Consider the following 18,358-nt stretch of genomic DNA (forward strand, 5'->3'; position numbering starts at 1 on the left):
TTAATCATTTTTTATGATCCATTTATTAGCGCTCGTGCAGAAATAAAGCTTCTCCTAACACCCGCCACCCGCGGTCCATGGTCGCCAATATTTGTACGGTCTCTTTCTAGGCTGTCTTAGCCAGTTTAGTTCGTGTTTTGCTGGGATGCTCTTCTAAGGCGAACTAACTCAGTCATGTGCCATCTGATCAAGCGCAGCCGCAATCGCCAGGATAAGCGCATTATCCTGTCCGGGCTCAATCTCCACTCCATAAGTATCCCTTATTCGGAACCACTTTTTTGAGACTTCTGCAATTTTCCTTCCTTCAGACTCAATCTTATACTCGTGGTCCAGAATATTTCCACGGATCTCCATATCAGGCCCGTCCGGAATTTCAACCTTCCATTTATCCCTCAAGATATTAATGAGATCTTTTTTGACTGTTGCAGCCAGGCCGTCATCGGCTCTCTTGATATCCATCGTATCCCTGATCCTGAGCAATTTTTCCGTAATTTTATAAAGATCGTTTCCCCGCAGGTCTTTGAAAATCAAGGTGTCACGAATCCGGAGCGCTTTTCCGTCTACACGGAACACTCGCTCTCCAGTTTCGTCCTCTATCCAGTAATCATCTCCGATGGAAACGAGTTTTTCATGCATTCTATATATGTGTCCTTTCTCTTCTTCATGGCCTCCACGGCCCCCGAATAATTTCATCAAAAATCACTCCCTTTGTTTATGCAGTCTTGATACCTTCTCTTGAAGAAGTGGCTTATTATCTTTGAATTCTCAATTTCAGGTGCTTTTCCCAGGCATTTTTCACAGGGCTTTCCTGTAAATCTCAATAATATCTTCTTTTGAAAGGTCCCTGGGATTTGTCAGGCGGCAAACGTCCTGCATTGCATGTTCAGCCAGGAGTTCAAGGTCTTCTTCCTTTGCGCCAAGTTCTTTTAAGCCTGAAGGAATTCCGATATCGGACGCAAGTTTCCTGATGGCATCTATAGCTCGGTCTGCAGCTTCTTCCGGGCTTAATCCTTCTATATTCTCCCCCATTGCCTTTGCAATATCGGCAAAGCGTTCCGGGACGACCTTCTTATTGTATGCCTCCACATAGGGCAGAAGAATCGCATTGCAGACCCCGTGCGGAAGGTCGTAAAGCCCACCTAGCTGGTGCGCCATGGAATGCACATAGCCAAGGCTTGCATTATTGAAGGCGATACCTGCAAGGTATTCCGCATGTGCCATCATGTCCCTGTTCCTCACGTCTTCTCCGTGGGCAACGGCTTCGCGTAAATATTTTGAAATAAGTTCTATGGACTTGATAGCAGCCGCATCCGTTGTAGGTGTAGCCATAGTGGAAACATATGCTTCAACGGCATGGGTTAAGGCATCCATACCTGTTGCAGCCGTAAGTGCGGGCGGCATGCTGACCATGAGTTCCGGGTCATTAACTGCGACGTCAGGGGTTATGCGAGGGTCGACGATTGCCATTTTAATGTGACGCTTCGTATCCGTGATAATCGTAAAACTCGTCATCTCACTAGCAGTGCCCGCAGTCGTATTTACTGTGATAAGCGGAGGAATTCCCTTTGTAACTTTGCCCACACCTTCATAGTCATTGATTAACCCCCCGTTATATACTACAATGCCAATAGCCTTTGCACAGTCCATCGGGCTTCCTCCTCCGACAGCGATTATCATATTGCAGTCTTCTTTTCTATAAATATCCGCTCCTTCCATAACTGAAGTATCAGTCGGGTTCGGGTCTGCTCCTGCAAAGATTGTGGCTTCGAGGCCTGCACCTTCAAGAATTTTGTAGATATCCAGTGCAAGCCGTTCTCCATGCCTGCTTTTTCCGGAGACTATAAGGGCTTTTGTAGCCCCAAGGTCTTTTGCATGCCTGCCGATTTCTTTTACGCACCCAGCCCCCATAAGGGCCACTTTCGGGTTCAGATAGGTATATGTCACGCGTTCCAACTCCCCTTAGCAACTGCTATCAAATTTCCTGAAATTTATTAAATATGTATAATATTAATAGAAATGATTTTTCCACGCAGATAATAAAGTTTTGCCCTGAAAAAAGATTTTTAAAAGCAGAAGGCGAAAACCCTGGAGCATACGGGCAGATGTTTTTAAGTTTTATTGAGCCTGTAAGAGAATAAATACGTAATGAGTATAAAAAGTGAGAATTAATAATGTATAAAAATAGATTAATAATACCAAATAGACCTTTTTTTTAAATATATAAAAACGAGTCAATAACTTCAGTAATAATCGATTTTTTTCCAAACGTACAGGTATTTAATAAATCAACCCTAATGAAATATGTATGAGTGGGGGCAGGTTTGGAGCAGATTCCTTTTCCACATATGAAGAAGGAATAAAAAGAGAATGGGTTATAGGAAACGGGCTTGGAGGATATGCTTCCTCTACAATTATCGGGGCGGGCACAAGGACTTACCATGGACTTCTTGTAGCAGCTCCGGAGAATTCTCCGGGGAGGCTTCTGGTGCTTTCTTCCCTTGATGAGGAAATCTCTATCAATGAAGAGATTTATAAACTCGCAGTTCATAAATATCCAGAAATTATTTCTCCTACGGGCTTCAATTACCTTTCTGAATTCATTCGTAATCCATTTCCTCTCTGGGTTTACCAGCCCGGTGATTTTATCTTAAAGAAAAAAGTCTTCATGGCTCATAATAGTAACACAACCTTCGTTCTCTATGAAATTACATCCAGAAAAGAGGGAGCTTTGCTAAGAATTTTCCCTCTGGTAAGCTCAAGAGACTTTAATCTCACTGCTCGCTCCGCGTACATTTCCTTCTTCCAGAAAGCTGGTCCAGCGGGAGTGGAACTGGCAAGCTCTAATGGTTTTACTTTCTCACTTTCATCCAATCTCCAGTACCACCCTGAGCCCGTGTGGCACTATAACCTGGAGTATGACACTGAGAAGGAAAGGGGACTTAACTTCCAGGAAGACAACTTTAACCCAGGTTATTTTGAAAGCAAACTAAAACCGGGGACTTCCCGTTTTTTTATTGCTGCTTCAACAGGGGATGTTTCTTCTCTAACGCTCGAGCAGGTTAATAAACTCTATTTAAGGGAAGCAAACCGGCAGAACCTCCTTGCTCTCGATTCCAAGCTTATCGAGCCTTTTGCTCTCAAACTTCTCAAGGCAACCGACTCTTTTGTAGTGAGAAATCGCGTTTCAGGTGAAAATACAGTGATTGCAGGATATCACTGGTACTCTGACTGGGGTAGAGACGCCATGATTTCTCTGCCCGGCTTGCTTTTAATTCCCTACCGTTTCGAGGAGGCAAAGTCCACTCTCATCAATTTTTCCAGATACTGTCGGAGAGGTCTGGTTCCAAACACTTTCCCGGCTTTTGGAGGAGATCCGGTTTACAATACAGTGGATGCTTCTCTCTGGTTTATTCATGCACTGGACCGTTATTTCGCATATACTCAGGACTTCCTTTTCCTCTCGGATATCTGGGATACCGTAGCTGAGATTATAGACAATTATTGTAATGGCACGGATTTTGGAATAGGCATGGATCCTGATTACCTTATTCGACAGGGCCCTCAGTTAACCTGGATGGATGCTAAAATCGGAGAATGGGCAGTGACCCCAAGAGCTGGTAAAGCCTGTGAGGTGAATGCTCTCTGGTATAACGCCCTGAAAACAGCTTCCTACCTGGGTACTCTCCTCGGCGAAGATATCTCTTTATATGAGAATCTTGCAGCCGGGGTAGTTTCGAGTTTTGAAAATGCCTTCTGGAATCCTGAGACTGACTGTCTCTTTGACCTTATATATCAGGACGAGACAGGAAACCAGATCAAGGACCCTGCAATCCGCCCTAACCAGGTTTTTGTTGTATCACTCCCTTATACCATGCTTTCTCCTGAGAAAGAAAAGGCGATCGTACACAGGGTTGAAAAAGATCTTCTAACCCCTTTCGGGCTAAAAACCCTTTCAAGTGACCACCCCTTATATAAGGGGCAATATCGTGGAGACGCCCTTAACAGAGATACGGCCTATCATAACGGGACGGTCTGGCCCTGGCTCCTTGGAGCCTATGTGAAAGCTTATCTGAAGGTCCATGGATATTCTAACAGCAGCCTTAAAGATATGAGAGCCCTTCTTGAGGGCTTTGATGAGCATCTTGAAGCAGCAGGCATCGGCACTATTTCTGAGGTGTTTGATGGAGATTACCCGCACTCTCCCGGAGGCACCATTGCCCAGGCATGGAGTGTTGCGGAAATTCTCAGGGCATACGTAGAGGACATACTCGGGATCAAGCCTTGAAAAAGGAATTATGTCACATCTTATGGGTTTTATATAGGATTTATACAGCTATTATACACGTTTTATATAGCTATTCTACACGTTTTATATAGCTATTCTACATGTTTTGTATATTCCATTTTAGTACTGTGAAGATACTCTCAGGCGTTATATCTACGGGCTCAGGAGTATTGCTACTGCCCTGGATATTGGTAAATTGTCTTGCCTATTGATCACGATAAATGAGGAAATGTATGATCTGGAAGAGACACGAGGAAATAATATGACCTGGAAGGGGGAATGAAGAATAACGATCCGGAAGGGGAAAGAGGGATAATATGAGCTGGAAAGACCATGGGGAGCTATTTGTACGGCACAGAAAAAATCCTATACTTACAGTTGAAGATTGGCCTTATAGAGCCAATTCGGTATTTAACCCTGCAGCCGCTATAGTTGATGGTAAAATTCTATTACTGGTCAGGGTTGAAGACCACAGGGGCTTTTCTCACCTTACAGTAGCCAGGAGTGATAATGGGATCGATGGCTGGGAAATTGACAGTAAGCCAACATTTTTTCCGGACCCTGTTAACTATCCTGAAGAGATATACGGCGTTGAAGATCCGCGGATAACTTACGTAGATGAGCTGAAAAAGTGGGTCATAGTATATACGGCTTTTTCGGATTCAGGTCCTTTACCAGCGCTTGCCTTTACAGAGAATTTTCGTGATTTTGATCGAGCAGGACCTGTAATGCCGCCTGATAATAAAGATGCGGCTGTGTTTCCTGTAAGGTTTAAAGGAAAGTGGGCAATGTTACACAGGCCTGCACCTACTGTTCATACTTTGAAGGCGAATATCTGGATCTCCTTTTCTTCAGATCTGAAATCCTGGGAAAATCACGACGTGCTTCTGTATGCCAGGGAAGGTGGCTGGTGGGATGCTTACAAAATCGGTTTATCTCCGCAACCGCTCCATACACCTGATGGATGGTTAATTATGTATCATGGGGTACGCCAGACGACCCCTAAACTAAGTTATCGGCTTGGACTGGCTCTCCTTGACCTTGAAGACCCTACGAAAGTACTTCGCAGGTCAGAAGGCTGGGTCTTCGGGCCCCGGGAACCCTACGAACGCAGTGGAGACGTTAATGATGTTGTTTTCCCCTGCGGATGGGTCGTAGTAGGTGACGAACTCCGCATCTATTACGGAAGTGCCGATACTTCGGTATCGATGGCCAGCGCAAAATTGGACGATATCATGGAGTATATTATGTCAGTTCCTAATATTTCTGAGGATTTACCAGAAACCAGGAAAAGAAATAATAAGGAGAGAAATAACAAAAATAGGGATTGGGGATAATGAAAAACCATATTTTATAAAGATAGAAAGTATGAGTACCCTGAACGCAGATTTCCAATACCTATTAAGGGTGTGGTGGATATCGGTGATTACAGGGAAAAAGATTAACCCTATTTATCGTAAAGGTATCCTCAAGTACTTTAATTATATACATTTTTGAATGCTTATTGTCTTCTTTTTAATGAGTAAGTTTTGTATCCAAATTAACCGAATCGACACTTTTTTTAACTTTATCCGCATTAGTAGATTTTTACCGATCTCTGTTCCACATCAGAAGACTTCTTTTATACTCGGAACGGCGGCGAAATAATTTCGCTCGTCCATATGTAATTAACTTAGAGGGGCTAGCCGATTTTTTGACGTTTTGATGCCTGAGGGTTGCGATTAGAATCCAGTACTAACTTTCCTGATATTACCAAAACTTCCACCAGGGTTTCATATTCTCTAGTATCGTATCAATTGGCTTTCTATTGATGAGTGTTTGAACCTTTTTTCAAGTGGAAAATGCATAAAATGTAAGTGAAGTATCAAATACTCAGAAAATTTTTTATATCTGTTTGTTTTATACTGTTATGATTATGTTGTGAATCTTTGGATTATTACTTTGCCCCAGCTCTCTTTCCTCCTGTGGGCAGAGTAGTAGCATTAATGGTTATTATGATCTTCAACTGTTCATAAAACTAGAAATATCAAGAGGTTATCATGAAAGATTCTGAAGTAAAAGTATTGGACGAAAACGATTTTATTTTTATTGAAACGTTAAAGACTCTCGGGATGTCCAGAAATGTCGCTACAACCATGGCATATCTTATGAACGTAGACGAAGCTTCTTCCCAGGCAATTGAAATCAGTACCGGATTGAGGCAACCTGAAATCAGTCTTGCAATAAGGTTAATGCACAATCAGTCCTGGGTTAGTGTGCGCTCAGAAAAAAAGCATGGAAAAGGGCGACCGACACAGATTTATGCTCTTGCGGCTCCTGTTGATGAGATAATAAGCTATTATGAAGACAAGATTTACAAAGAATCTCAGGCAACGATCTCAACAATCAAGAAGCTGAAAGTTATGAGCAAACAGATGTCTCCCTCAAAATGAAGAATTTCAAACAGGATTAGCTCCATAAGAGCTACAGTCCTTTTTGGGAATTCACTATTATGGAAAATTAAATTTCTCCGATTTAGTTCATTGTCTATATTTCTCCAGAAACGTTCCTGGTTTCTCAATATACCCATCAATCTCTTTTCTTTTTTGAGCAGTCAAAGGCAGGTAATTAAAAATTGCGTTAGGGGAAATAAATAAAAGGCGCTTGACAATATTCTTAATTGGAAGCGGGTCTCTTTCACCAAAATTTATACCATTTCTTGTTATTCCCGGGCAATTCGATGGCTGTTGATTGCCAGGCGTTTGAACCTGGAGCATATAGTTAGTATGTTTTTAAAGTCTTCTTTATCTGGCCTGTCCTTGAATCAATTTTATCTCAATAACTGAGGTATGTAACGATTGTTAGGTGAAAAAATCTTTATATGTCTAGCCTAACATATTAAGTATTGGAGGTAAAAAATGATTTTTGCAAAAGGATATACTTTTACAAAAGTGAGAACTTCACGCGGTTCTGATATGTATGTCTCACGATTTGGGAGACTAGTAAAAGTCATGCCATACAACCCGCAAATAGATCTCTCTGAATCATATGCAAGTCACTTGATCCATCAGATCGAGTGCGATGATTAAAAGATAAGATATTTTTTCCGATTCTTTTCTTCTGGATATTCAAACTTGCTTTTTTTAAGATAGAATCAGGGAATATGGTAACGAAAAATGGGAAATGGTTATTAAAAGTCTGGAAACCTATATTATGTACACTGCAAGAAACCTTTACTTATTGTTTTTTTCTAAACTTTTTTCTCTTTCCTGCTAAGTAGCCAGCTTACGGAGAGAAAGATGACAATCGCAAGAGTAACGTAAGCCGCTATAAGTAAAAAAGAACCGTATTTACTTAGGATAGGATTTGTGTTATCTATCTGCTCGTTTTTTGGATACATAATGTCTTGTTCGTCGCTGCTGTGATTCAATCCCAAGGCATGCCCCAATTCATGCTCTGTAATGGCGAACATTGCAGAATCACTATACGGGACCCACTTCGTCCACTGATAATTTCCAACTCCAAGCATTATATCTACACGTACAAATCGCCCCTTGACAACAAATGGAATTGCAACGCCTGCAACTCCAGGAGGAGCTCCCTGTTCTTTCTGCAGGTCTTCGACCCATATTATCCTTATATCAGCTTTTTCGGAATCCACAAGTTTAAAAACAGGAGTATACTCAAGCTTTCCGTTTCCCCCTTCTTCCCAGTAATTCAAAGCTTTTTGTACCCGTGTGTAATAGGTAGGACTATAATGAGGAGGCACAGTTTTGTTATCTATATATACGGTGATAGGAGAATGATCCCAGGGTTGGTCTAAAATTCTTGGATAATTAAGCTCAGAAGCTGCCGAAGCAAGGGGTAAAATAAGTACCATCAGCAACATTAAAAAGAGCAATCTTATTCCAGACCTCTCGATTTGGGTAATACAGACCTGCCTCCATATTATTAGTTTATTTGATCCTGAAGCTTAATAATAGTATTAATCTCTTGCATAAAATCCTTCCAGAATGTACTTTCAATGTTGACAGATGATTTTGACTTCCAGTCAGTGAATTCTTTTTTGGAAAATTAGGGAGAGTATACATCAGAATTCAGGCCTTAAAATAGGTTTGAACGAGAATTGTCAATGATATTGGGGGTTGGGCATCCGGATATTGGGGAGTTGGGGGGTTATTAAAAAGAGTTAAGAACAAGTCTTTAATGACCTTCCAGATGCCCAGGATTCTAATATACTTCATGATATATAAATATTGAGGATACGACTGAGCATGTCCCATCTGTAGAATCTTATTTATCCGCTCATTGGAAAACTCCTCTACTGACAGCTTATTTTGACTAAGAAGTGAGTGAATATTAAAAAATAGTTTGGCGTAAAAAATCTCTTGTCAGCAGAAATTACAGTCTTTCCTGCTGAGAAATTCGGCTTTATTTCCTGTTAATTCAAGGTTTGAAAAATTTTTCTTTTTCTTGCATTTCTAGCTCTTTTTGTTTCTTCAACAGTTCCCTTAATGTTGGTGGAACTGGGCACCTACTCGCAAGTTTTTTGTCATCCATAATGTATATAGGCTTTTTTTCTATTTTTACCTATGTTAGAAATGCTTATTTTCTCTGATAGTCTTATCTTTCTTTCTGATTAAGGGCAGTGTGCTTCATTTTCTGTAAAATATAGGTGTCAGAGAATACTGAGAAAAAAATACCACACTGAAATAACCGTCCCGGATAGCAACGTCATAATATGAGCGTTGCTATTTTCTAAATTTTAACAGTACATCGAATTTTCTAGACGAGCTGATCCCAAAAACCAAATTGCTCTATGAATCTTGTATTCTTAATAATCAATTGAGTTTCTGATCATGAAATAAATTCTGAAAATTATTACTCATCGAAAGTGGGTTGGTTTGGGATCAACTTATTTAGAAAAGCAAAAGGTAGATGGGCTGGGTAGATCGACCCCTTTCTAGCTTGAGATAAGGCAGGATATCCAGACCTGCCCTACGATATGATCGAAGACTCCGCCGATTGGGTCTTCAATTATCGGTTTATTAAATGTTTAAATTTTCTCATTTAGATTAGGACGAGTTTTTGGAATTTAGTTTAAAATTCTTCTAAATTTAAGCAAAAATGTCGACTTAAGGACATTCTTTAAAACCCGCTATAACGTTTGTAATGACGGCTTTCTTTTTGTTTGCGTATCTTCATAAACGATAAGGTACAATAATAAATTGGGGTGAATAACTATGCATAAACTTATGGAAATAGTGGTTTATATCTTAGCCTTAATAGGATTTGCTTGTGTTATAAAACATATACGCGTCATGCATTGTGAAGAAGGTTGCTGTATGTGTGGCTGGCATAAACCAAAAGTAGAGGAGTCTAAAACAAAAGCAGAAGAAGTTAAAACAAAAGCAGAAGAAGTTAAAACAAAAGTAGAACACGTTAAAACAAAAGTAGAAGAGTTTAAAACAAAAGTAGAAGGGTTTAAGGCAAAAGTACACGGCGAAAAAAGAACTGGTTCAAGGTATGGTTCTAATCCGGTCCGTTATTGAACGCGACAGCCATAATTCGAAGGACATTACAGGCTTCTAGGATATGATAGGATAATATATGGCGGGCTCTGCGGAGCCCTTTAGAATTTTGCAAAAAGAGCAAAAATTACAACGACAATTGTATTCGAGGTATCCCTTGACTTTGTCGATTATCAGCTTGCTCATCTAAATTGTCTTATCCTGAGATGATTAGTGGATGCAACTTTTTTAGATATTTTGATATAAGATATGATATTTGATGACTCAAAAGATTAATGTTGACGAAATTGGATTAAATTGAAGTGTTATGGAATGACTATATAACAAAAAAATTTGAAGCGAAAGTTTTCATCAGTTAGTAACCATACTGATCTGTTAAGTCAAAATCAATATCAAGCAACTGATTTAAGGTAAACTGAATAGTTGCTTGAATAGAATACTTAATCTAAAAATCAGATACTAAAAGATAAATCACCTTTTGTATGATCCAATCCCCAGTCAAGTATCTAACATCACATCTTGTCCTGCTCGAATTCAAGCAGAAGTTTCCTTGCTCAGGATATAAGCAACCATTTCAGGATTAAGATTTCTTTCCCTTGAAACCTTTTCTTCAATTCTCTCAACAGGTGTACCCTCCGATTTCATTTCCCTTATTATCTCAATCACTGAGGATGGAATGGTGTAGTACTCGTTTATATCCTTCCTGTGACCCCAGACATCTCCTTCGAGAAGCTGAATTCTCTGCATCTGAAGGAACATTTCTATGGACTTTGAAACCGTAGCCATATAAGACTTAGGTAGCTGAATTACCTCAATTTTCGGGCAGGTTTCGACCAGTCCTAAAATATCCTTGTTTGAAGGTCTGAAAGCCAGGTGAACAATACGCTCATTAGGATTGAGAGTGAAAATTTCTTCTCTTGAACTGACGACTCTTATTTTCATGTTTTCCTCAATTTCAACTTCTTTTGGTTGTACTTTGATATATTGCACATGCTAACTATAAATAATTATTTCATTGAACTAACATTATTTCATTGAACTAACATTATTTATTTAACTAACATTATTAATATTGAGCTGATCCCAGAACTCAAAACTAAATTTAGCTCGACCTCAATAAAAGTTTCAGAACAGCTTTCGTCATTGAAAAATTAGATTGATCATTTGGAACTTGAAATTCAAAGACTTAGTTTTGAGATGAGCTCAATCATATTATTTACAATTTTGTAGAACTAGAAATTAAAGATTTAAAATCCCTTCTTTTCGGCTCAGTATCTGAAAATATTAAAACTTTTGCCGGCTTAAATCGGGGGTTTAATGTTTGAAGATAATTAGAACAGCCGGATCTTCAAGACCGATTTTCTTCAAGACCTATCTTTTACTAAACGCTACTACCAATGTAAATAAATTACTAATAACGTAGTATAATTATTCGAAAAATCCATGAAATTTTCTTTAACAAATGTAATATTAACTGATCATGTAGTAGTCTATTTATATATCTTAACTGTAGGAGTAGTAATATGAAGCAATACAAAACTTTCAGACTTTCTAACAGTGTATTATCAGACCTGAAAGCTTTGCAGAAAGATGGCGAATCGATTCCAGATACCATCAGAAGACTGAATGACAATTACTCGGAGTGTGTTGAAGAAATTCATTACAGATATTCAAGAGATATAATGAATGACGGGTCATATACTCAGTATATTTCTATCACTGCTTGTGATAACAGTAGGTATGGTTCACGATATACTGAATATTTCATGAAGATAGGAGAAGAGCTAAACGACCTTCTTAGGCTACCAAAAGACGTTCTTGACGAAATTAGTTGGATAACGCAACATCCAGACGAGATATTCAATACTACTATGTTCACATTGATATCTATTGAGAAGGCTTTAATGGAATGGAATGGAGAAGACAAAAAATAAAACTAATATCATACTTTTCTTTGTTAAAATTCCTATAACCGTTTTGTTTACTAACTCACAATCAACCCACTATTCTATTTTCTAATCCTTAAAGTGGTAGCCTGGAAATAATTTGAATCTTGGCTTTTACTAAGAGGCTATCTTAAAATTCGGACCATTTCCATAATTGGATAATGGGCAATTAAATTAAGATACTATGGCTATCTTGACGTCGCTGAGAAACAGGTACCTCTTCTAAGTATTCTCTAAATTCTGATAAATATCGCTTTACAGACCTCCTCCACATTAAGACTCCATTTTTTACTTCGGCTTCTACTTCCTTTAATAACTCACTTGGAGTTTTACCTGTAAATTCTGTGAAAAATTGCATAGCTATTAAGTAACTTCTCTTATGTTCCGCTTAGGATTTATATTTAAAAACCAATCTTGGATTACAGAATCCTATTGTAATTCCTTAAACTTCATAACCACCGTTCTCTAACAACTGAATATCTTATTGAATGATATAACACACCATGGAGTATATTTGCGGGTGCCCTGAGAAACAATGCCCTGAATCTCAAAAAAGGCCGTGGATATCGTGTGAAATCGGAAGAGCTGTAAATCTTTTTATTGCTTGATGGAAGTAATCTATCATTTAAGGGAAGTAATGATAATGGATGGAAGGAGAGCAGGAAGAGGGCCTCTGCAACTGGATATAGGCATAGTTGTATCAGGTCTTGGAGGAAACTCCAGTGAGGAAAGGGATCAATTCAATGGCCTTGTTTCCTTTTTTGGCGTCGATCTTGGACTCTATATCGGACCATCATATAATCCTTTTCAAACTATAGGGCCCAGTATCGGGATTGGTCTGGTTATAGGGTCTAATGGTTTTCTGGCTGCAAAATTAGGCATCCATTTCAGAAGAACATTCGGTCTGGCTATGCTGTTTCCTATAGTTCCTATCTACGGTGCTACGGGAGCGGGTCTTATAGCATCGTTGCCAGTTCCGGAAGAAGCTAAAGCTGCGGCAGTTATGCCTTTGCTCTTGGTGCCGGCAGCGCTTGTATACCAGGAAAATCTCAAAGAATTACGCAGACTTGGAACAGAAACTTTAGTTAAATTAAGAGCTTTTGCCAGGAAAAAACAGTAATTCATAACAATAACCCGAAGTATCGAGATAATGCCTGTGAAGCTTTTCTCCAGCATTATCTTTAGAACTTTTTTATTTTCTCCGGCACTGACTTCTTTAGCAAGCAGTTGGACAAATAAAATAATATCTGTCTTTGGACCGAATTTTGATAATACAAATTAAAGTGCTCTGGCTCACTCGTTACAGGCTGTGGGGTATGTTCTCGCTGTCGCAAACGATATATTCCTGCGATTGCAGATGCTAATCGCAGAGATTATACAACATAACTTATACAAGTTATACAACAGAGCTTATAAAAGTCGAGCTATAGTTCTGACTGCGAGGAATTGCTTTAATCACAGCCTCAAATAATCTTTAATTGTAACCTGAAAGGAGAATCTGTCTTGAAAATTGCAGTTGTAGAAAACGATAAACAAGAGACGGGCTCAATATTTGAACCGGGATTAGTTGCAATATATGGGGAAGACGGAGGAAAATGGAAAATCGTGAGCCGTTTCGAAAATAAGGTTTCCGACGCGAAGGGCATTGCTGCGGTACGCACGGCTGTAACGGATACCATAAAACAGCTTGGTGATGTAAAGATAATGGTTGCAAGTGAAATCCCGGGAATAGCGTTCGGCGTTTTTCAAGCAGTAGGCTTTGACATATTCCTTGTAGAAAATAGCGTGCTGGAAGTTCTTGACTCAGTGAAAAAAGAAATGCTTGAGGTTATTGAAAAGCGGCAGGAAAAGCCCAGCAAATTAGATATCATGCAATTTTTGGAACCTGGTACAAACGAAAGGGATTTTCGTCTTAATATGGAGGAAATCCTTCTAAAGAATCCGGAGTTAACTTCAAAGAAAATTCTGATTCCCTTTTTGAAAAAAGGAGAATTCAATAGGCTGGATGTCGTTTGCAGTCATATTCCAAAGTGGTTTTACACAGAGTTAGGCGCCCTGGGGTTTGAATATGAAACTGTGAATGAATTGCCAAACAGGAAGACTGTTAGAATAGTGCGTGTGCAAACTCCTTGAAAAACGGTTTTTGGAAAATATATGAAGCTCTTAGATAAATTTTTGATTACAGTCCATATTTTAGCGGGCTTCATATCAGTTACGTTTTCATTTTTTCTCTAAAGATTCGATTTATCCTTAATGCGCCGAAGCGTGGTTAAGAGATAGACGAGACAAAATTCACTTAAAAATAGAAGGGATTTTTCCCTTATTATTTAACAGCTATTCTATTATAGACAAGTTTGTAATTATTGTTACTATTGTATACAGTCAAACAAACCGTATAAGTTCCTGCCTTTTTATAGGTGTGGGTCGGGTTCTGTGCAGTTGATCGGTAACCGTCGCCGAAATTCCAGTTCCATTTTATAGGTTTAGCACCTGAAGTCGTATCTTTGAAGGTAACTTTCTTTCCAGAGATTACGGATTTAAAGCCTGGAACGAATTCTGAAGGTGTTTTCCCAGGTGCTATCGTAATGACCGCCTTTTTTACCAGACTCACACAACAATTTCCAGAACCATATGCAGTCACTTTTACGTTATAGGTTCCAGGTTCTTTTATAATATACGAACAGGTACATATCCCTTTTTTCGTACATTTCGAACAATAGGAACTGGAGGAACCGACTACTTTTCCAGTTTTGGAATCAATTACTGTATACTGGACAAGTTTAACAGGACCTGATATATAACTTGTAAACCCGACTTTAGCTGGTGCGGTTTTGCTTGTAGGATTTATTGTGACCTTGGTTATTTTTAAATTACTACACGTACCTCCTTTACAAGATACCTGTGGAGCGCTGGCCATTGCAGAAAATGGCATCAAAACCAATAAAGCTACTACAAAGAAAATTGCTATTCGTTTCATCATTTCTATTATTCGACTAACTTGATTATATGTTTTAAGAACTGGACCAAATAAATTTAGCATGTAATGTAAATAAATTTAGTTTATGATCACAATAATAAAGCTATATACTAGCATTATAAGCATAAAAAGTCAATAATAGAGCCTCAATCTAATATTTTATTTATCTAATATTTAATAAAGTAACAGGTAAATTTTCCTTTCCCAGTATAAACTATCAATCCAGTAATCGTTTTTCTTACTTACCATGCAGCTGTTCATCAGGAAACTATCAAACTCGTCAACCTGCTGACAACAATTAATTGATCACAAGTGTATAAAAAGAACTTAAGGCTCGTATCTCATAAAAACGGCCTTTAACTCGTCCAAACCTACATTTGAAAGTCTTTGGCAAAATCATAAGCAGTATAAAATAATTTTGTGATTTTGCCTCAACTAAGTTTCTTCTACACTGGACATTATTACAGGTTCAGTTCCATGGCTTCTTTTAAGTTCGAGTTAGCTATCACAGAGAGTTTCTATATATGGTTGAAAACAGCTTCCTTAATTTCTTAATATTCCAGACCGACAAATAGCTCTTTAAGCAATTATCACAATCAAAAGGATTAATGAAAAAAGTATCGTCGTCACAATACTTTTCCGGAAATGATTGCCCTGATGGGAAAACTGCGTTCAGAATTGCCTGGGGATAGTATAACAGATATGGAAAGGTATTAATTGGAGAAGTGTGAGTAATAATATGTGGGTTATATAATTATAGCAAGCCCCCTGATAAAACCATGAGGTGATAACTATGTGTAGTGTTGGAGACTCATTCGATATCGATATGGAAGGAAAACTGCCGGTTAAAGATTACGCATGCAAGGACTGTGGAAATAAGTTCAAAGGTATTGGCAAGAATGTAAAATGTCCTTCCTGCCAGTCTAAAAATGTAACAGAATCCTGATAACCAGCCGGATTTTTTAATACTTATTTTTAACATGGAAACATCGGCCTCTTCTAAAGAAATTTCACTGAAGGAAAGTGAAATGCTTCTCCTGCGTGGAACGGCAGGAACAGTGGCAATTGTGAAAGCAGGTCCGAGTGGACAGTTCTTTCTGGAAACTGAAAGCGAAGAGATTGTGCTCGGACTGGAACCCCATGACCTGATTGTTGCTTCTGCGCTGTCTGTGAATGAGAAGACTGAGAAAGGGCTTAAATGCGTGCTCTTCATGATCCGGGAAATCAGGTCACCATTGATAGTTCTTCCAAAGCACCACCCTGCCTCACCAAGGCTTCCAATTGTAGTATCAGCCGGTGGAAAGACTGTTATGAGCTGCAATATCACACCTGGCACGCACCCGAATCAGGACGTGCTATGCGGTTCAAATGAATTTGATAGCCTGGAGCTAACAGGAACACCTGAGGGCGTACAAATTAAAAATCTGCCGCATTGTGAGATATTGAAGGTTAACTTTGATATCTGACCAGCGTTCTTTTCAGGAACAAAGAAACAATGCCTCTGATTCAAATCAGCACAGAAGGGTCCCAAAGCAATTGATTCTTATTATGGTACAACCAAAAGCGATGAGTTCAGGCTGATGAAGATACTCAAACGACCGAGAAAACGAGTAATGGTTGAAAAAACGAAAGAATATTTTTTGAAAACGGATGTACTTTTTACCTGTCTTTTTCAAAATTTCTCGCTTACATTTAGATTCATTCACTTCGAATATTTGTTTTCACATCTGCTCAGAATAAAAAATCCTGTATTCTATTTCAGAGCGGCTTTTTTAAATTGAGTTTTGGGTCGGGTTTTTGCCAGTGAGTAAAGAAAACCTATTTTGAATAGAGAATACTTTTTACTAACTCTCTTCTTCTAAGCTGAGCCCTGTGATAAATCTACCTCTTTACGTATCTTCATAAATGATAAGGTGCAATAATAAATTGGAGTGAATAACTATGAATAAACTTATGGAAATAGTGGGTTATATATTAGCAATAATAGGATTTGTTTGTATTGTGAAACATATACGTATCATGCATTGCAAAGAAGGTTGCTGTTTGTGTGGTTGGTATAAAACAAAAACAGAAAAGGAAAAACCAGCTGGTGAGGCTGAGTCGCATAAAATAAAAGTAGAAGATGAAAAAGTACACGGTTCAAGGTACGGTTCTACTCCGGCCCGTTATTAAACCCAGGATTTTTGCGAAAAAGCTTGGGTTTTTGATCAAAAATTTTTAAAAATTTCTGGTCAAATATTTTTAAAAATTTTTGGTCAAGCTTTTTTATTTTTAAAAATTTTTGGTCAAGCTTTTTTGCAAAAATGCCTGACCAAAAACACTAATATCTTACTCTTAAAAATCCGGCGAATGACATTTTATATCATTTTTTTTCTTTATTCAAGGTGTCTATTTCTGCATGCTTCTCATCCATCTCTTGTTTGTATTTATTTTTGATTGTTTTTACCTCTCTGTAAATAAGCATGCTCTCTTCACTGATTCCCTTCATGGACTCCATATGCATTACAACCTCATCTGCATCTATACCTTTATCCAGTAATGGTTCTACTTTACGCCATTCCGCATACTTAATATCCAGCTCTTCACCAAGTTTATCTTCAAGTTCAAAGATTTCATCCCAGAGATCCATAATCTGGCTGTCTATCTCTTCTTTTGTAGGCACTATCTTCTCCCCCATTCGTTAAATCTCTTTAAAGGATATTTCTATTAACTCCTTTTCAATAGCTTTTTCCTCAATTGTCAAGTCAGCATTTTCAACCGATGCTACAGCGGAATCAATAATATTTTTATTTGCACCAAATGATAAATTTGTCGATACACATACGAATAGCAACAAAAGTAATGTCGGAGCATTCTTCAATATAGATACAGTGTTGAGCATGGCTTTTATTTAAACCACGATAAGATGCCGAAACACGTTGATTCTTATCAGGTATAGCCAAAAAGGAGCTCCATAACTTAGTCTGTTTTGGGTTGATAAAGAGATTCTGCCAACAGAAAAAATGGATATGGGTTGAAGAAGAAAATGAACTAATTTTTCGATTAAAATTCAGGTTCATTCACTTCGAATATTCGTCTTCATCACCGGCTCAAACTAAAAAGCCCTATATTATAATTGCTAGCGGTTTTTTTGACTCGGTTTTTTGACTCTATTTTTGGCTTTTTTTGGGGTACTAGGTAGAAGAAAAAAGTACTTAAAAGTAAAACGCCAAGAGTGGTAAGCCTTTCACCCTAAAAGCCACGTTTTGGAGAGAGTTAAGAAATGGGAAAACTTGGTTTCTGGGGTTCAGGTTGAGGTTTAAAGGAGTTAAGTTTTAAGGTTGGGTATTAGGAAAGTATTGATTACAATACCTCAATCTGGTTTGTAAACAGCTAGCAGTAGTTTTATAAATGCATATTGAACCCCAAATATATTCATACAATTTTTCTGAATATAATATATGGTACAAGTTACAATGCGTGTAGATAGCTTCTTCAATAAGAGTCTATCCGTAAAGCCAGTAATGCATGTTGAAAAGTTACAATAGGTCTATATCTGAGTATCAATTCCGGTTGCGTATTGCCAATTGTAAAAGTTTTGGAGGTCGCAATAATCTTCGGATAGGCTCTATAAACGTGCAGACCTCCAGATTTGATTAAA

General features: G+C 38.5%; 18 protein-coding genes. 11 read left to right on the plus strand and 7 right to left on the minus strand.

What is annotated here, in order from left to right; all coding sequences use genetic code 11:
- Positions 1 to 168: 168 nt before the first annotated feature.
- Both ACPK8D_RS06990 and ACPK8D_RS06995 read right to left on the minus strand, forming a co-directional pair.
- Positions 169 to 693, minus strand: coding sequence for an LURP-one-related/scramblase family protein (locus ACPK8D_RS06990; protein ID WP_424717116.1), 525 nt, complete (start codon positions 691 to 693; stop codon positions 169 to 171).
- A 102-nt stretch (positions 694 to 795) separates the two neighbouring features.
- A complete protein-coding gene (locus tag ACPK8D_RS06995) occupies positions 796 to 1,953 on the minus strand; it encodes an iron-containing alcohol dehydrogenase (protein WP_424717117.1) in 1,158 nt (385 codons plus the stop codon).
- Between the two features lie 44 nt (positions 1,954 to 1,997).
- Here ACPK8D_RS06995 and ACPK8D_RS07000 point away from each other — a divergent pair, with 44 nt between their 5' ends.
- The 4 genes from ACPK8D_RS07000 (at position 1,998) to ACPK8D_RS07015 (ending at position 6,717) form a co-directional block, all read left to right on the plus strand.
- A complete protein-coding gene (locus tag ACPK8D_RS07000; RefSeq protein WP_424717118.1) occupies positions 1,998 to 2,138 on the plus strand; it encodes a hypothetical protein in 141 nt (46 codons plus the stop codon).
- Between the two features lie 167 nt (positions 2,139 to 2,305).
- Complete coding sequence (locus tag ACPK8D_RS07005) at positions 2,306 to 4,285, plus strand: amylo-alpha-1,6-glucosidase (protein WP_424717119.1); 1,980 nt, start codon at positions 2,306 to 2,308, stop codon at positions 4,283 to 4,285.
- 317 nt (positions 4,286 to 4,602) lie between these two features.
- Complete coding sequence (locus ACPK8D_RS07010) at positions 4,603 to 5,622, plus strand: glycosidase (protein WP_424717120.1); 1,020 nt, start codon at positions 4,603 to 4,605, stop codon at positions 5,620 to 5,622.
- Between the two features lie 702 nt (positions 5,623 to 6,324).
- Complete coding sequence (locus ACPK8D_RS07015; RefSeq protein WP_424717121.1) at positions 6,325 to 6,717, plus strand: transcriptional regulator protein; 393 nt, start codon at positions 6,325 to 6,327, stop codon at positions 6,715 to 6,717.
- A gap of 797 nt (positions 6,718 to 7,514) precedes the next feature.
- Here ACPK8D_RS07015 and ACPK8D_RS07020 read toward each other — a convergent pair.
- The gene (locus tag ACPK8D_RS07020) at positions 7,515 to 8,144 is read right to left on the minus strand and encodes a matrixin family metalloprotease (RefSeq protein ID WP_424717122.1); all 630 of its coding nucleotides are present in this window, start codon (positions 8,142 to 8,144) and stop codon (positions 7,515 to 7,517) included.
- A 1,363-nt stretch (positions 8,145 to 9,507) separates the two neighbouring features.
- Between ACPK8D_RS07020 and ACPK8D_RS07025 the strand changes: the two genes are divergently transcribed.
- Positions 9,508 to 9,816 (plus strand): hypothetical protein, encoded by a 309-nt coding sequence (locus ACPK8D_RS07025; protein ID WP_424717123.1) that lies wholly within the window; start codon positions 9,508 to 9,510, stop codon positions 9,814 to 9,816.
- A gap of 513 nt (positions 9,817 to 10,329) precedes the next feature.
- Here ACPK8D_RS07025 and ACPK8D_RS07030 read toward each other — a convergent pair.
- Entirely contained in the window at positions 10,330 to 10,737 is a 408-nt protein-coding gene (locus ACPK8D_RS07030) for a DUF1699 family protein (protein WP_424717124.1), read from the minus strand.
- Positions 10,738 to 11,318: 581 nt separating this feature from the next.
- Between ACPK8D_RS07030 and ACPK8D_RS07035 the strand changes: the two genes are divergently transcribed.
- The 3 genes from ACPK8D_RS07035 (at position 11,319) to anfO (ending at position 13,874) form a co-directional block, all read left to right on the plus strand.
- Complete coding sequence (locus tag ACPK8D_RS07035) at positions 11,319 to 11,729, plus strand: hypothetical protein (protein ID WP_424717125.1); 411 nt, start codon at positions 11,319 to 11,321, stop codon at positions 11,727 to 11,729.
- Positions 11,730 to 12,384: 655 nt separating this feature from the next.
- A complete protein-coding gene (locus ACPK8D_RS07040) occupies positions 12,385 to 12,861 on the plus strand; it encodes a hypothetical protein (protein WP_424717126.1) in 477 nt (158 codons plus the stop codon).
- A gap of 383 nt (positions 12,862 to 13,244) precedes the next feature.
- A complete protein-coding gene (gene anfO / locus ACPK8D_RS07045; protein WP_424717127.1) occupies positions 13,245 to 13,874 on the plus strand; it encodes a Fe-only nitrogenase accessory protein AnfO in 630 nt (209 codons plus the stop codon).
- Positions 13,875 to 14,064: 190 nt separating this feature from the next.
- Here the strand turns inward: anfO and ACPK8D_RS07050 are convergent, their stop codons facing one another.
- The gene (locus ACPK8D_RS07050) at positions 14,065 to 14,718 is read right to left on the minus strand and encodes a PKD domain-containing protein (protein ID WP_424717128.1); all 654 of its coding nucleotides are present in this window, start codon (positions 14,716 to 14,718) and stop codon (positions 14,065 to 14,067) included.
- 793 nt (positions 14,719 to 15,511) lie between these two features.
- On the opposite strand from ACPK8D_RS07050, the gene ACPK8D_RS07055 reads away from it, so the two are divergent.
- From ACPK8D_RS07055 to ACPK8D_RS07065, 3 genes are all read left to right on the plus strand, one after another.
- Positions 15,512 to 15,664, plus strand: a complete 153-nt coding sequence (locus tag ACPK8D_RS07055; protein WP_424717129.1) for a hypothetical protein — start codon at positions 15,512 to 15,514, stop codon at positions 15,662 to 15,664.
- A 34-nt stretch (positions 15,665 to 15,698) separates the two neighbouring features.
- Complete coding sequence (locus ACPK8D_RS07060) at positions 15,699 to 16,184, plus strand: hypothetical protein (RefSeq protein WP_424717130.1); 486 nt, start codon at positions 15,699 to 15,701, stop codon at positions 16,182 to 16,184.
- Between the two features lie 475 nt (positions 16,185 to 16,659).
- Positions 16,660 to 16,890 (plus strand): hypothetical protein, encoded by a 231-nt coding sequence (locus tag ACPK8D_RS07065; protein ID WP_424717131.1) that lies wholly within the window; start codon positions 16,660 to 16,662, stop codon positions 16,888 to 16,890.
- A gap of 190 nt (positions 16,891 to 17,080) precedes the next feature.
- Here the strand turns inward: ACPK8D_RS07065 and ACPK8D_RS07070 are convergent, their stop codons facing one another.
- Together ACPK8D_RS07070 and ACPK8D_RS07075 are read right to left on the minus strand one after the other, a co-directional pair.
- On the minus strand, positions 17,081 to 17,395 hold the full coding sequence (locus ACPK8D_RS07070; protein WP_424717132.1) for a hypothetical protein: 315 nt from the start codon (positions 17,393 to 17,395) through the stop codon (positions 17,081 to 17,083).
- A gap of 3 nt (positions 17,396 to 17,398) precedes the next feature.
- Entirely contained in the window at positions 17,399 to 17,599 is a 201-nt protein-coding gene (locus ACPK8D_RS07075; protein ID WP_424717133.1) for a hypothetical protein, read from the minus strand.
- Positions 17,600 to 18,358 lie beyond the last annotated feature (759 nt).

Source organism: Methanosarcina sp. (genome assembly GCF_049706645.1).
Classification (GTDB): Archaea; Halobacteriota; Methanosarcinia; order Methanosarcinales; family Methanosarcinaceae; genus Methanosarcina.